Source organism: Pseudofrankia coriaricola, assembly GCF_001854805.1.
Taxonomy (GTDB): domain Bacteria; phylum Actinomycetota; class Actinomycetes; order Frankiales; family Frankiaceae; genus Pseudofrankia.
This window is the reverse complement of the sequence record NZ_MBLO01000036.1, coordinates 245412-258640: the sequence shown is the minus strand read 5'-3', so window position 1 is coordinate 258640 and position 13229 is coordinate 245412. Positions and strand designations below refer to the sequence as shown.

At 70.8% G+C, this 13229-nt stretch carries 11 protein-coding genes and 1 pseudogene; 7 read left to right on the top strand and 5 right to left on the bottom strand.

Annotated features, from left to right (window positions below):
* Positions 1-177: 177 nt before the first annotated feature.
* Together BCD48_RS07405 and BCD48_RS07400 are read left to right on the top strand one after the other, a co-directional pair.
* Positions 178-936, top strand: a complete 759-nt coding sequence (locus BCD48_RS07405) for a sugar phosphate isomerase/epimerase family protein (RefSeq protein WP_071047527.1) — start codon at positions 178-180, stop codon at positions 934-936.
* A 58-nt stretch (positions 937-994) separates the two neighbouring features.
* On the top strand, positions 995-1777 hold the full coding sequence (locus BCD48_RS07400) for an SDR family NAD(P)-dependent oxidoreductase (RefSeq protein ID WP_071047526.1): 783 nt from the start codon (positions 995-997) through the stop codon (positions 1775-1777).
* Between the two features lie 32 nt (positions 1778-1809).
* Here BCD48_RS07400 and BCD48_RS07395 read toward each other — a convergent pair whose 3' ends face one another.
* Positions 1810-2466, bottom strand: coding sequence for a GntR family transcriptional regulator (locus BCD48_RS07395; protein WP_071047525.1), 657 nt, complete (start codon positions 2464-2466; stop codon positions 1810-1812).
* 289 nt (positions 2467-2755) lie between these two features.
* Between BCD48_RS07395 and BCD48_RS53280 the strand changes: the two are divergent.
* The 5 genes and pseudogenes from BCD48_RS53280 to BCD48_RS07380 all read left to right on the top strand — a co-directional run.
* A pseudogene (locus tag BCD48_RS53280) lies at positions 2756-3901 on the top strand (acyl-CoA dehydrogenase family protein); the annotation flags it as partial.
* A complete protein-coding gene (locus tag BCD48_RS53275; protein WP_491677121.1) occupies positions 3881-5254 on the top strand; it encodes an acyl-CoA dehydrogenase family protein in 1374 nt (457 codons plus the stop codon). The pseudogene BCD48_RS53280 and the gene BCD48_RS53275, both read left to right, overlap by 21 nt.
* A 180-nt stretch (positions 5255-5434) precedes the next feature.
* Complete coding sequence (locus BCD48_RS50525) at positions 5435-5839, top strand: hypothetical protein (protein WP_131803826.1); 405 nt, start codon at positions 5435-5437, stop codon at positions 5837-5839.
* A 97-nt stretch (positions 5840-5936) separates the two neighbouring features.
* Positions 5937-6605 (top strand): Abi family protein, encoded by a 669-nt coding sequence (locus BCD48_RS07385; protein ID WP_071047524.1) that lies wholly within the window; start codon positions 5937-5939, stop codon positions 6603-6605.
* 100 nt (positions 6606-6705) lie between these two features.
* The gene (locus BCD48_RS07380; protein ID WP_071047523.1) at positions 6706-7413 is read left to right on the top strand and encodes an SDR family oxidoreductase; all 708 of its coding nucleotides are present in this window, start codon (positions 6706-6708) and stop codon (positions 7411-7413) included.
* A 42-nt stretch (positions 7414-7455) separates the two neighbouring features.
* Here BCD48_RS07380 and BCD48_RS07375 read toward each other — a convergent pair whose 3' ends face one another.
* From BCD48_RS07375 to BCD48_RS07360, 4 genes are all read right to left on the bottom strand, one after another.
* On the bottom strand, positions 7456-8379 hold the full coding sequence (locus tag BCD48_RS07375; protein WP_071047522.1) for a TIGR03619 family F420-dependent LLM class oxidoreductase: 924 nt from the start codon (positions 8377-8379) through the stop codon (positions 7456-7458).
* Positions 8380-8490: 111 nt separating this feature from the next.
* Complete coding sequence (locus BCD48_RS07370; protein ID WP_071047521.1) at positions 8491-9255, bottom strand: ABC transporter ATP-binding protein; 765 nt, start codon at positions 9253-9255, stop codon at positions 8491-8493.
* Positions 9252-12164, bottom strand: coding sequence for a branched-chain amino acid ABC transporter permease/ATP-binding protein (locus BCD48_RS07365; RefSeq protein ID WP_071047625.1), 2913 nt, complete (start codon positions 12162-12164; stop codon positions 9252-9254). The genes BCD48_RS07370 and BCD48_RS07365 overlap by 4 nt, the downstream gene beginning before the upstream one ends.
* Before the next feature lie 235 nt (positions 12165-12399).
* Positions 12400-12987, bottom strand: coding sequence for a hypothetical protein (locus BCD48_RS07360; protein WP_071047520.1), 588 nt, complete (start codon positions 12985-12987; stop codon positions 12400-12402).
* Between the last annotated feature and the right edge of the window lie 242 nt (positions 12988-13229).

The following is a 13229-nucleotide window of genomic DNA, read 5'->3' as shown; positions in this document are numbered from 1 at the left end:
CTGCCGGATCGGCGGAGCCGATCTGGGAGGTCCGGATTGGCTACCGAGCGGCATCGGCGCCGAACGCGCCGACGGGCGCCGAGCCGTCCCACAGCCAATCGGTGGGGAAGGGGGGTCGTGGCGGCGTGCGGGCCGACGCGAGTATGTGATGAGGAGAATATGTGATGAGGAGAACCCATGGCGGTCGAGATCGCGTTGACTCCCGACTCACGGTGGGACATTGACGTTCCGGGGCTGGCCGCGGCCGCCGCGGGGGCGGGCTTCACCTCCGTCGGCATGGCCGCCGGCAACGCGACCGCGGCCGCCGCGAAGACGCTGGACGCCGCCGGGCTGCGCTGCCACGAGGTGCTCGCGCTGCTGGTCAGCGAGGACGCCGAGGAGACGCTGGCGCAGGCGGCCAGGCTCGCCGAGGCGGCGGCCGTGCTCGGTGCCCGCTGGGTGCTCGCCGGGTTCCGGGCGAAGCTGACCGCCCAGACCGCGCCGCTGATCCGGCGCTGCGCCCAGACACTCGCCGAGGCCGGGGCGGGGCTCGCCGTCGAGTTCAGCCCGATGGGCTTCGTCGGGACGATCTCCGAGGCCAGGGACGTGGTGGCCGCCGCCGGCGCCGGGCAGGCGGGAGTGCTGATCGACACCTGGCACTTCTTCCGTGGGAAGAGCACCTGGGAGGAGCTGGCGGCGATCCCGCTGGCGGAGATCGCCTATCTGCAGTTCGACGACGCGCCGCCACCCGTCGGCAGCGGGATATCCGAGACGATGCACCGCCGCGTCATGCCCGGCGACGGCGAGCTGGACCTGGAGAGGTTCGCCTCGGCCCTGCTCGAGCGCGGCTTCGACGGTCTGGTGAGCGTCGAGGTGCTGTCCGCCGAGCTGCGCCAGCTGCCGGTCCCCGAGTTCTGCCGGCGGGCCTACGAGTCCACCGCCCGCTTCTGGCGCTGACCGGCCGGTACCCGACTGGCAAGCCCGGACCTTCGAAGAAGGAAGAGGTTCTCGCTCTATGGATGCTCCCTACGACCTCACGGGCCGCGTGGCGATCGTGACGGGTGGCGGCACCGGCATCGGCGCCGCCACCGCCAGCCTGCTGGCCGCCTACGGCGCCGACGTCGCCATCGCCGCCCGCACCGTCGCCGACCTGGAGCGCACGTCGGCGGCGGTGCGGGACGCCACCGGCCGGCGCTGCCTGCCGGTGCCGACGAACATCAAGGACGAGGAGCAGGTCGTCGCCCTCGTCGAGCGCACCGTCGAGGAGCTCGGACACGTCGACATCCTGGTGAACAACGCCGGCGGCACCCGGATGGGCCCGCTGCGGACCCTGCCGACCAAGGGCTGGGACGCGAGCTTCGACCTCAACGTCCGCGCGGCCTACTTCTGCACCCGTGAGGCCGGCAGGCACTTCGTCGCGCAGCGCTCCGGCACGATCGTCAACATCTCCTCGGACGCGGGCGTGTACGGCGTCAGGGGCGGAGCGCACTACGCCGCGGCGAAGGCGGCGCTGCAGATGTTCACCAAGGTCACCGCCGCCGAGTGGGGGCACTACGGCATCCGCGCCAACTGCGTCGCCGTGGGCGGGATCGCCTCCGAGCGGGCGGCCGCGGCCTGGGACGTCGCCGGCATCGACCCGGGCGACATCGCCGCGGGCACCCCGCTCGGCCGGGTCGGCCGGCCCGACGAGGTGGCCCAGGCGATCGCCTTCTTCGCGAGCGACGCCGCCTCGTACATCACCGGCCAGGTCCTCTCCGTCGACGGCGGCCACCACATGGGCGGCCTCCAGGAGACCTGACCAGCGCCGGCACCCGCCGGTTCAGGCCAGGTTCAGAGGATGCCGCGGGTGGTGAGGGCCGAGATGACGCGTTCGCCGGCGGCGCGGAAGTCCGCTACGCGCTGGCGGGACGCGGCCTCGCCGTCGCCCGCGACGATGGCGTTCATGACCCGCTCCATCTCGGCGACGACATCGGCGTGTGTCAGGCCGCTCTCGACGCGGAACACCCAGGGCAGGAAGCCCGCGAAGGCACGCAGCTCGGCGCGCAGCCGCCGCGAGCCGCCGGCGCGGTGCTGGGCGCGCAGGATCTGCTGGACGATCTCGCCGACGCTCTCGATCGACTCGGTGGCCTTCAGGTCGGCGATCAGCTGCTCCAGCTCGGCGATGACCGCCGGGTCGCGCTGGTGCGCCAGCCGCGAGACGGCGACCCCGGAGAGCAGGCCCATCACCTCGAAGTCGTCGAGCACGGACTCGGCGTCGAACGGCTCGACGAACACCCCGCGGTGCGGCCGGATCGAGACGATCCCGTCCCGCTCCAGCATGACGAGACCTTCCCGGACCGGGCTGCGGGACAGGCCGAGCGCGTCGCCCACCTCGACGAGGTCGATGCGCTGCCCGGAGCGCAGCCGCCCCTCGAAGATCTCCTCGAGGAGGTAGTCGACGACGGCGTTGCTCGCCTTCGTGAGCTTGACGGTTCGGCTGGGCGGCACGGTGCTGGTCCTCGCGGTGGTGACGGGATGGTGTCGGGGTCCTCGACAGTATGCGATCTTCGGCTGTGGGGCGGCTGGACGGCGGGCGGCCGGGCACTCCGGCCAGGGTTCTCCCCTGTATACGGCCGCCGGCGGGCGGATGGGCGTGAGCGTGTCCTCCGTCCCACAGGTCGTGGCGGTCCCACAGATCGTGGCGCGTTCCGCCCCGCCGATCGTAGATTGCTCTAGTGAATTATGAATCAATCTGCAAGGGCGACCGCCCACGAGCCGCCACGGGGGTGTCGAGTCCATGCTGATCGAGCTGAGCTCGGAGCAGGAGATCCTGCGTGACACCACGGCGCGCTACCTGGAGCGGGAGGCCGCCCCGGACGCGCTGCGCCGGCTGCGCGACGACCCGGAGGGATTCGGCCGCGACTACTGGCGGTCCGGCGCCGAGCTCGGCTGGACCGCGCTGGTGGTCGACGACGAGCTTGGCGGTGGCAGCGTCAGCGGCGCGCCCGTCGTCGACCTGAGCCTGATCGCCTACGAGTTCGGCACCCACGCGGCGCCGGGGCCGCTGGTCGGGACGAACGTCGTCGCCGCCGCGCTGTCCCGCGCGCTGACGGCGGGCACCGCCGCCACCCTGGGGCCCGAGGCCGCCGCCCAGCAGGCCGACGTTCTCGACGCGCTGCTGGCCGGCGAGACGGTCGGTGCGTGGTGCCTGGCCGAGCCGGCCCCGCACGACCGCCTCGGCACCATCACCCTCACCGTCCGGGCCGACGGCGACGAGGTCGTGCTCGACGGGGTCAAGCGCCCGGTCGAGGCCGCCGGGTCCGCGAGCCACCTGCTGGTGACCGGCCGTACCGGCGACGGGCTCACCCAGGTGCTCGTGCCCGCCGACGCGGCCGGCGTCACCGTCACGCCGATGCGTTCCCTCGACCTGACCCGCCGGTTCGCCACGGTCACCTTCGACGGCGTCCGGCTGCCGCGCGCGGCGGTCGTCGGCGAGCTCGGCGGGGCCGACGAGGACGTGCGCCGCCAGCTTCAGCTCGCCCTGGTCATGCTCACCGCCGAGACCGTCGGCGCGCTGCAGCGCGCGTTCGACATGACCGTCGAGTGGGCCTTCGACCGTTACTCGTTCGGCCGCCCGCTCGCCTCCTACCAGGCGCTCAAGCACCGGTTCGCCGACATGAAGATGTGGCTCGAGGCGACGCACGCCGCCGTCGACGCCGCGGCCGCCGCCGTCGACGCGGGCTCGCCACGGGCCGACGAGCTGGTCAGCGTCGCCAAGGCCCTCGGCGAGCCCGGGGTCGAGCTGCTGCAGGACTGCGTCCAGCTGCACGGCGGCATCGGGGTGACCTTCGAGCACGACCTGCACCTGTTCCTGCGCCGGGGTGCCGTCAACCGCTCGCTGTTCGGCGCCCCGGCCGAGCACCTGGAGCGGCTGGCCGCCATCGCCGTCGCGCAGGCCACCGCCCCGGGCGACGACACTCAGCCGGAGGAGACGCCCGCGGCCCCGCGCGCCGCCGTCCCGTCGGCGCCGCGGGCGGGCGCGGCGGGCGACGTCGAGGACCTCGACAGCTTCCGGGAGCGGGCGCGCCGATTCATCCGGGGCAATCTCAAGCAGGACGAGACGGTCCGCACGCTGCGGCGGACGCTGACCGACGAGCAGGAGCTCGCCGAGGTCGCGCACGCCCGCAAGCTGCAGCGGATGCTGTTCGACGCGGGCCTCGCGGGCATCACCTTCCCGCGCGAGTACGGCGGCCAGGGGCTCACCGCCGCGCACCAGCAGGTCCTGAACGAGGAACTCGCCGGCTACGAGTTCCCGCGCCACCTGCAGGTGCCGACGCTCTCGCCATGCGCCGCGGTCATCCTCGAGTTCGGCAGCGAGGAGCAGAAGCACCGCCACCTGCCGGCGATCCTGCGCGGCGAGGAGATCTGGATCCAGTTCCTCTCCGAGCCGAGCGGCGGGTCCGACGTCGCCGGGGCGCTCATGTCGGCCGTCGCCGAGGGCGACGAGTGGGTGCTCAACGGCTCGAAGATCTGGAGCACCGGCGCCTGGTGGTCCGACTGGGCGCTGTGCCTGGCCCGCACGAACTGGGACGTGCCCAAGCACCGCGGGCTGAGCGTGTTCATGCTGCCGATCCACCAGCCGGGCATCGAGATCAGCCGCATCGAGATGCTCAACGGCTCGAAGGAGTTCTGCCAGGAGTACCTCACCGATGTCCGGGTGCCCGACAGCGAGCGTCTCGGCGACGTCGACGGCGGCTGGACCGTCGGCACCCGCTGGATGATGCACGAGCGGCAGGCGAGCAACTCACCGTTCGTGACCAGCCCCAGCCACACCCGCCGCGGCAGCGCCGGCATCGACGCGCCGCTTGTCCCGATCGCCAGCCGGCTGGGCCGGCTCGACGACCCGAGGACGCGGGAGCTGATCGGCGAGGCGCGGCTGCTCTCCGTGGTGCGCGAGCAGCTGAACCGTCGGCTCGCCGCCGGCATGACCACGGGCCGGCTGCACCCGCAGTCGTCGGCGATCGGCCGGCTGTTCGCCGGCCACTTCGGCACGCGCCGCGACACGATCACCTACGAGATCGCCGGCGCCATCGGCGCGGCCTGGGCCGACGACGACCCGGCCGCCGCCTGCGGCGTGGGCTACCTGATCCGCACGATCGCTACCGTGGCCGGCGGGACCACCGAGATCGCCCGCAACGTCATCAGCGAGCGCGTGCTCGGCATGCCGCGCGAGGCGGCCCCGGACCACGGCATCGCGTTCCGCAACGTCCCCCGCGGCGGTCGCGCCCGGTCCTGAGACGGGCCTGAAATTGGCGCCGCCGGCGTCGGGCCCGGGCCCGACGCCGGCATGGTGGCCTATGCCGGCCTTCTCGCATCCCTCTGCGGCGTCGGCGGCATGATCTGACCCGGTGCAGACTCGGCATGATCCTCTATTTCGTTCATCGCACGAACTGTGAGATTCATGTAGTCTCATGGTGTGGGAGATGAGCTGGAGGGGCGCCCGTTCACGGAGCGGATTGAGGATCTCCGTCGGCGGGGGTACCGCTATGCCGATCTTGAGGCTGGCAGTGACCGAGCCCGGTCGACCGCATGGTTCAACAAGTTGATCAATTTTGGCCCGGATGCCGTGGGGCCGCCTGCTCAAGACACGTTTGCCGGTTTTGCGAAGCTGCTAAACGTCACTCAACGTGACGTAGCTGTTGCGGTGGCGGAAGAGTGGTATGGGGTGAAAGCCGCCGACCAGTCGCGAAGGGTCCGCGGGCTCGCGGCTCGGATCAACGCGCTCAGCAAGGCCGACTCCGACCTGGTTGAGCAACTGATCCAGCGGCTGCAACCCTCGGCGAAGAGCGAGTCATGGAGTGAGCCGCCATGGCCTTCATAGAAAAATATACCTAGAAAATAACCCCGGTGACATACCGCGCTAGGCGGTAGAGGCCATCCGGGGTGTCCACCGAACACTTTAAGGGATCAGTGTCGCCATGTCCAACGCCCCGACCCCGTCCCCGTCGGTGCTCGCGCTGCGCCAGCGGATGAGTTTCGAGCGCATGGGACCCTACGAGCAGGCCTGCTCCGGGGACCTTGACAAGGCGTTCGCCCTCTACGAGTGGAACTGCACTGTCAGTGGAGCCTTCTTCGAGGCGCTCGGGCTGCTGGAGGTTGCGCTTCGCAACGCGCTGCACGATCAGCTAGCGAGATGGCATACGGCGCGGTCCCAGACAGGCCGCTGGTACGACGACCCTTCCGGGGTCCTAGAGGCTCGCCGAACGCAAGACATCGCCGACGCCAGGTGGAGACTCCAGCGACAGAACAAGGCCGAGACGCCTGGCGGCCTGGTCACCGAGCTGAGCTTCGGCTTCTGGCGGTTTCTCCTCGCCGGTCGTTATGAGTCGTCGCTGTGGACGCCCGCCCTGCGGCACGCCTTCCCAGGGCTACGTCCGGCCCGTCGCGACACCGTCTACCTGCCTGTCAATGAGCTTGTGCGTCTTCGGAACCGGGTCGCCCACCACGAGCCGATCTACAACCGGCCGCTGCTGACACTGCACGGTGATCTGCTGCGGGTGGCTGGATACGTCGATCAGGATCTTGCGAGTTGGATCGGGACCTTTAGCCGCGTTCCCGCGCTTCTACTCGTGCGTCCGACTCTCTAGGCGGTGGGGGTTGTCCCTGCCGTGCGTCCAGGTCGCGACCGGGCTGACGGCCCGCACGTAACCTGCAGGAATACCTGGGCAGACGGGACGAGGTGGGCGAATGGGCGAGGTAGCGGTCATCACAGGGGCGGCGGGTGGGATCGGGGAGGCGGTCGCGCGGCGGCTGGCGGCCGAGGGCGCGCGCTGCGTGCTGGTGGACCGAAACCCGGCGGTCGAGGACGTCGCCGCGTCTCTCGGCGGTGCCGCGGTGGTCGGCGACCTGACCGACCCCGAGCTGTCCGTCCGGATGGTGGCGGCCGCAGGCGAGCGGCTGGACCTGCTCGTCCTGAACGCGGGGATCAACTCGGTCGACAAGGACCCGGCGACGCTCGACCTCGACCGGTACCAGGCGGTCGTCGGCGTCAACCAGCATTCCGTCGTGTACGGGCTGCGGGCCGCGCTCCCGGTGATGCGCCGGCACGGGACCGGCTCGATCGTGGTCACCGCCTCGCACGCCGCGCTGATGGGCGTCGAGCAGGACCCGATCTACACCATGACCAAGCACGCCGTCATCGGTCTGGTCCGAGCCCTGTCCGGAAAGCTGTCCCGCGAGGGCATCCGGCTGAGCGCCATCTGCCCCGGCCTCGTCGACACACCCCTGACCTCGCCGGCACGCGACCGCTTCCGGGCCGCCGGCATCCCGATGCTCTCCGCCGACGAGGTCGCGACCGCCGCCGTCGAGACCCTCCGCACCGGCAAACCCGGAACCGAACTGGTCGTCAGTCCCGGCCGCGCCCCGACCAGGTACGTCCCGGCGCCGATTCCGTGACGACGGCGGGACGCCCAGGCGGTCAGGGGGAGGGGAAGGCGTTCAGCCCCCGACGGCGGGCATGATTTCTTCGGCTATCCACTGGGTGTAGTCGTAGTACTCGTCAATGTGGGTGAGGGCGGGGATGGGAACGGAGCTCATGGTGACTCCGAGTTCCTCTAACCAGCCGAGGCGGTCGATGATCTCCTGTTTGGGCATGCCGGGCCGGGCGTTCGGGTCCTCGTTCACCGCGTGGCCCTCGCCGACGCGCGCGGTGCCCAGGCCGTAGAACACCTCGGTCAGCTTGCCGTTGTAGTCGGGCTGGGACCTGATGAGGTCGAGCCTGGCGGGAATGTCCGCGGGCTTGGTGAGGAATGGCCACCAGCCCGTCGCGTAGCGGGCGACGCGTCGCAGCACCGGTTCGGCGTCACCGCCGAACCACACCGGTGGGTACGGCTTCTGGACCGGCTTCGGCTCGAACGCGACGTCCTTGAACGAGACGTATTTCCCGTCGAACTCGGGCTCCTCCTTCGTCCAGAGCTCGAGGATCGCCTGGATGTACTCCTCGGCGCGCGCGCCGCGTTCCTGGAAGGGAACGCCCAGGATTCTGAACTCCTCCTCCAGCCAGCCGACGGCGAACGTCACGGTCACCCGCCCGCTGGACAGCCAGTCGATGGTCGACAGCGCCTTCGCCGTCACGATCGGGTGCTGTAACGGCAGGATCGCGATACACGAGTTGACGCGGATCTGCTCGGTGGCCCCCGCCCAGTAAGCCATCGCCGGGTAGGCGCTGAAATAGTGTGGCCCGGACAGGTCCACGTGTGCCCTGGGAATGATGTGGTGCTCGGGGACAGCGATCATCGCGTAGCCGAGTTTCTCGGCCCATTTCGCGAGGCGCGTCTGGTCCGCGCCTGTTACCTCGGCCTCCCATTGCTGGCAGGTGGCCTTCAGCCGCAGCAGATGCGGCATGGCAAATCCCAGTTTCACGAAACCTCACCCGTCCCGCTCTCGTTGACGCGAACAAAAAGATCAGGCGGGCCGCGTGTTGCTCGGCGCGACCCGCCTGGATCCTCGGCCCTCCCCGGAGGGAGGGCTCGGTCAGTTGTTCGTGGAGTCGGCGGAGTCGAAGTAGAGGTTCTCCAGCCGGTCCACCTGGTCGGCGAGCTCGTCGGAGGAGCCCGAGAGTGCGATCCGGCCGCGGGCCAGGACGACGACATCGTCGGCCGCGGCCATGGCGAGTTTCGCGTACTGCTCGACCAGTACGACCGAGCAGCCGTGGTCGGCCGCGATCGTGCGCACCGTCTCGAAGAGAGTCTCGACGATGAGCGGGGCGAGGCCGAGGCTCAGCTCGTCGACGAGCAGCACCCGGGGCTGCTGGATGAGCGCGCGTGCCATCGCGAGCATCTGCTGCTCGCCGCCGGACAGCGCGCCCGCCGGCAGCTTCCACCGCTTCTCGAGCGCGGGGAAGGTCTCCAGCATGTCCCGTGGCTTCGGCCCGCCGCGGCGGGCCGCCACCTTCAGGTTCTCCTCGACGGACAGCGTGACGAACAGCGACCGGTTGTCGGGGACGAGGACGATCCCGGCCCGGTTCGCCGCCGCCGGCCGGCCGCCGCGCAGCTTCGTGCCGTCGACCAGGATGTTGCCGCTCTGCGGCGCCAGGAGACCGGCGAGCGTGAGCAGCATCGTCGACTTGCCGGCGCCGTTCGGCCCGAGCAGGGCGAGTACCTTGCCGGGCGCCAGGGCGAGGTCGACGTCGCGGAACGCCGTCGTGGTGCCGCGGCCGCCGGTGAGGCTGACGGTCTGGAGCCGGGCGGTGCTGACCTCGGCGGGGGTGGGGGAGGAGGTTTCGACCGTCGCGGTCATGCCGTCACCGCCGGGGACTCGTTGGCCGTCTGCTGGGCGTCGCTCGCGGCGGCCTGCTCGTCCGCGGGCGCCGGGTCGGGTGTGCTGTGGGCGTTGCCGAGGTAGGCGTCGGCCACGAGCCGGTTGGCGCGGATCTCGGCCGGCGTGCCCTCGGCGATGAGCTTGCCGAACTCGAGCACGTAGATGTAGTCGCAGACGCCGAGCACCAGCGCGACGTCGTGGTCGACGAGCAGGACGCCCGCGCCGCCCGCGGCGATGCCGCGGATGCGCTCGCCGAGCCAGGCCGACTCGGTGCTGTCCAGGCCGGCGGCCGGCTCGTCTAGCAGCAGCACATTCGGGCGTGAGGCGCAGGCCCTGGCGATGGACACCAGCTGGCGCTCGCCCTGGGAGAGCTCGCCGGCCTGCCGGTCGGCCCGGTCGGCGATGCCCGTCACGGCGAGGGCGGCGGCGAGACGCTGGTGGCGCTCGTGGCCGCGCACGCCGCTGAGGGCGGCGGACACGTTCTCCTCGACGGTGAGCTCCTCATAGAGCTCGAGCGACTGGAACGTGCGCGCGAGGCCCTTGTGTACCCGGACGTGCGAGGCGAGCCCGTCGATGCGCTGGCCGCCGAGCGTGACGCTGCCGCTGGCCCGGGCGAAGCCGGTGATGGCGTCCATGGCGCTGGTCTTGCCGGCGCCGTTCGGGCCGATGAGACCGACGATCTTGCCCGGCTCGACACGCAGCGCGATGTCGTCGACCGCGGTCACACCGCCGTAGCGGACGGTGAGGCCGGACACCTCCAGGACCTCGCCGTGACCGCCGGTCGGCGCCGTCGCCTGGGCGCCCGCCACGGCGACCGAGGCCAGGGGAGCGGACACGGTGGTCGCGCGCGTGGCCGGGGCATCCAGCGCCCCGGAGCCTCCGGCCGCCAGACCGTTGGTAGGGATGCCCGCCAGTGCCGGCACCGGGGCGGCGACCGGCGTCGCTGGGCGTCTGCTTTCCAGGAGACCTCGGGCCTTGTGCACGAGCTTGTGCGCGTCGCTGGCGAGGCCCTCCGGGTGGCCGACGAGGGCGGCGAGCAGACCGATGCCGGTGAGGACCTGGAACCAGTCGCCGAGGTGGATCCAGCGGTCCATCGCGATGAAGAAGATGCCGGTGCTGGCGATGAGGCCGGCGTTGACACCGCCCCACACTGACGTGATGCCGGCTAGGTAGGCGACCGTCAGCAGCGACAGACCGCCGACCGCGGAGAACGAGTCGAAGGTGACCACGCCGCGCCGGTAGGCGAGCAGCGCGCCGCCGAGGCCGGCGATGAACGACCCGATCGCGAAGCTGATGACCTTGATCCGCACCACGTTGATGCCGATACCGGCGGCGGAGCGCTCGTTGGCCCGCACGGCGAGCATCGCCGAGCCCAGCGCGCTCATCCGCAGCTTCGCGACACCGAACGCCACCACCACCAGCACGAACAGACAGAGCAGGCCGAACTCCAGGCGGGGGAAAGCATGCCCGCTGCCGATCCCAAGGTTGAGGCCGAAGATCTTCGGGTCGCTGACCTTCGCGCCCGAGGTGCTGACGATCTGGGTGTTGCGGAACCAGACCGCCTCGATGGCGTAGGCGAGCGCGAGCGTGACCACGCCGAGGGTCAGACCGCGTAGTCGCAGCGCCGGCAGGCCGATGACGACGCCCAGGACGGTGGCACCGAGCGCCGCGAGCAGCGGCGCGAACGGGAACGGGATGTGCCAGCTCTGGGTGAGGTTCGACAGCAGGAACGCGCCCGCGCCGGCGAGCGCGAGCTGGGCGAGCGACACCTGGCCGGCGTAACCGGTGACGACGATCAGCGACAGGCCGATGACCGCGGCGATGATGGTGCCGATGACGGCGGCGCGCCAGGTGCCGTGGAGGAGGACCAGGAACAGGACACCGACGACGGTGCCGGCGACCGTCGGCAGGGTGAGGGAGCGCGGCCGGGGGGCCAGCCCCAGCGACTGGCGCACCAGGCCACCGCGCACGGGCATCGCCCGGCCCGTCGCCAGCAGCGCGATCACGATGACGATGAGGGGCACCAGCTCGGCCGAGCCGGTCCTGGGTAGCCACGAGTGCTGCGCGGCCAGCGACAGCGCCTCGGCCTGGACCATGCCGATCACGAGGCCGGCGATCACGCTCGGCACCAGGTTCTGGAACCCGCCGACCACGGCCGCGGCCAGCGCCGGCACCACGAACAGCGTGTAGGTCGTTGGCGCGAGCGGGCTGACCGGCGCGATGAGGATGCCGGCGGCACCCGCGACCGCGCAGCTGATCATCCAGTTGGTCAGGGCCACCCGGGAGGCGGACACGCCGCTGACGTAGGCGCCGGTCTGCGAGGAGGCCGTGGCCCTGGTCAGCAGGCCGAACCGGGTGAACCGGAACACCGCCGTGAGCACCAGGGTCAGCACGACCACGGCCACGGCCAGGTAGAACCGGTCGGACAGCACGGTCAGCGAGCCGAACTTCCAGCGCTCCGCCGGGAAGATCTGCTCGACGCTGACCGGCGCCACACCAACCCGGATCACCATCACCTGCTGGATAATGACCAGCACGCCCAGTGAGGCCACCGCCTTGGCTAGCGGCGGCGCGTCCAGCAGCTTGCGGAAGACGACCGCGTAGAGCAGCGCGCCTAGCAGCGCGCCGATCGCCAGAGCGAGCAACGCCGCCGGAAGGAACGGCATGCTGTCCGTTCCGAGGTTGACGGTCGTTGGCAGGCCCGGAATCGGAACCAGTAACTCGCCTTCTCGCAGGTCCGCGTAGGTGTAGGCGACGTAGAGAGCGATCGCTCCTGTCGCGAAGTTGATGACCCCCGAGCTTCGGTAGGTCAGCACCAGCGCGAGCGCGAGCGCGGCGAACACCGCGCCGTTGCCGAGCCCGAGCAGGAGCGAGGCGATGTGTGACATGGAGGAGTCTCCCGACGTCGTCCCAGGAGGACCGCTTCCGCGATCGGCGTCCCAGGTCAGGACCACGTTGAGCGGCGGTTCTCGGGTCAGGACCGCTTCCATGGCCCTGACCCGGGACGGCCCCTTGTCGTGGGGCGTCCCGGGACAGGGCCGCGGAAGCGGCGGTGGTGGTGGAGTTTGGTCTACAGCCTGTTCAGTTTTGCATCGGCCCTGCGAAGTTCTTGATCGGCTATGTTCAGTTCTCGTCGATCGGCGACTGGCCAGGCGGCTTGTGGATGGTCACGCGGCCCTCGTCGCCCAGCGTGGTGGTCAGACCGCCACGCACACGCGAGATCCCCTCGACGGCCGCACGGAGGCCGGCCATCGATGGAAACATGCCGATCGCGACGCTGCGACTGGTGTCGATGTCAATGTCAGTGTCGTGACCGTAGGACTCCGCGCCCGTCTTGAACAGTGGGAATGATGGGTCGCCAGTGCCGTCGGTCGCGATGCGTCGTGCACGCGGCGTCAGGTCGGCCTGGTCCGGCGGGACGGTCACCGGATCGAGGTCGGCGCCGGCCGCGTCGAAGACCGCGGGGGCCGGCTTTCGGCGGATGCCCACAGCGGCCGGGATGTCGATCACGATCGCCGAGGCCTCCACGGCGCCGAGGGCATCGTCAACAGGGGCAGCGAGGGACGTCGCCATGACCGCCTGGAGGCGACGGTGCGGCGAGCGACCCTGGTATGCGGCATGTCGTCCCCAGTTGGCGATCTTGGTCAGCGGAGGTGTGGCGTACAGCTCGCCGGCGAGCGCGAGCTCGCGGTAACGTCGTGTGTCGGGCATCACAGCGGCTGTCGGTCGCTAAGTGAATACATGCTCGACACCGTTTCGTCAACGGTTCGCCCAGAGTGAACGCCTTCCTCGCATTTCAGCCGGGCTTCAGGCGAGCTTCGGGGGCAGTCGCGGGCCGCCTGGCCGCGGGCATTTGAGTGAGCGTTCACATAGTAGGTTCGCTCATCTCGGGCCTCGCGGTGCGAGTCGGCCGGCGAGTTCGTTGCTGCCCGTGGACAGTGTGCTCGCCCGCG

Coding starts and splice junctions, on each gene's coding strand:
- BCD48_RS07405 (WP_071047527.1), top strand. CDS start 178: ATGGCGGTCGAGATCGCGTTGACTCCCGACTCACGGTGGGACATTGAC.
- BCD48_RS07400 (WP_071047526.1), top strand. CDS start 995: ATGGATGCTCCCTACGACCTCACGGGCCGCGTGGCGATCGTGACGGGT.
- BCD48_RS07385 (WP_071047524.1), top strand. CDS start 5,937: ATGTCCAACGCCCCGACCCCGTCCCCGTCGGTGCTCGCGCTGCGCCAG.
- BCD48_RS07380 (WP_071047523.1), top strand. CDS start 6,706: ATGGGCGAGGTAGCGGTCATCACAGGGGCGGCGGGTGGGATCGGGGAG.
- BCD48_RS07370 (WP_071047521.1), bottom strand. CDS start 9,255: ATGACCGCGACGGTCGAAACCTCCTCCCCCACCCCCGCCGAGGTCAGC.
- BCD48_RS07365 (WP_071047625.1), bottom strand. CDS start 12,164: ATGTCACACATCGCCTCGCTCCTGCTCGGGCTCGGCAACGGCGCGGTG.
- BCD48_RS07360 (WP_071047520.1), bottom strand. CDS start 12,987: ATGCCCGACACACGACGTTACCGCGAGCTCGCGCTCGCCGGCGAGCTG.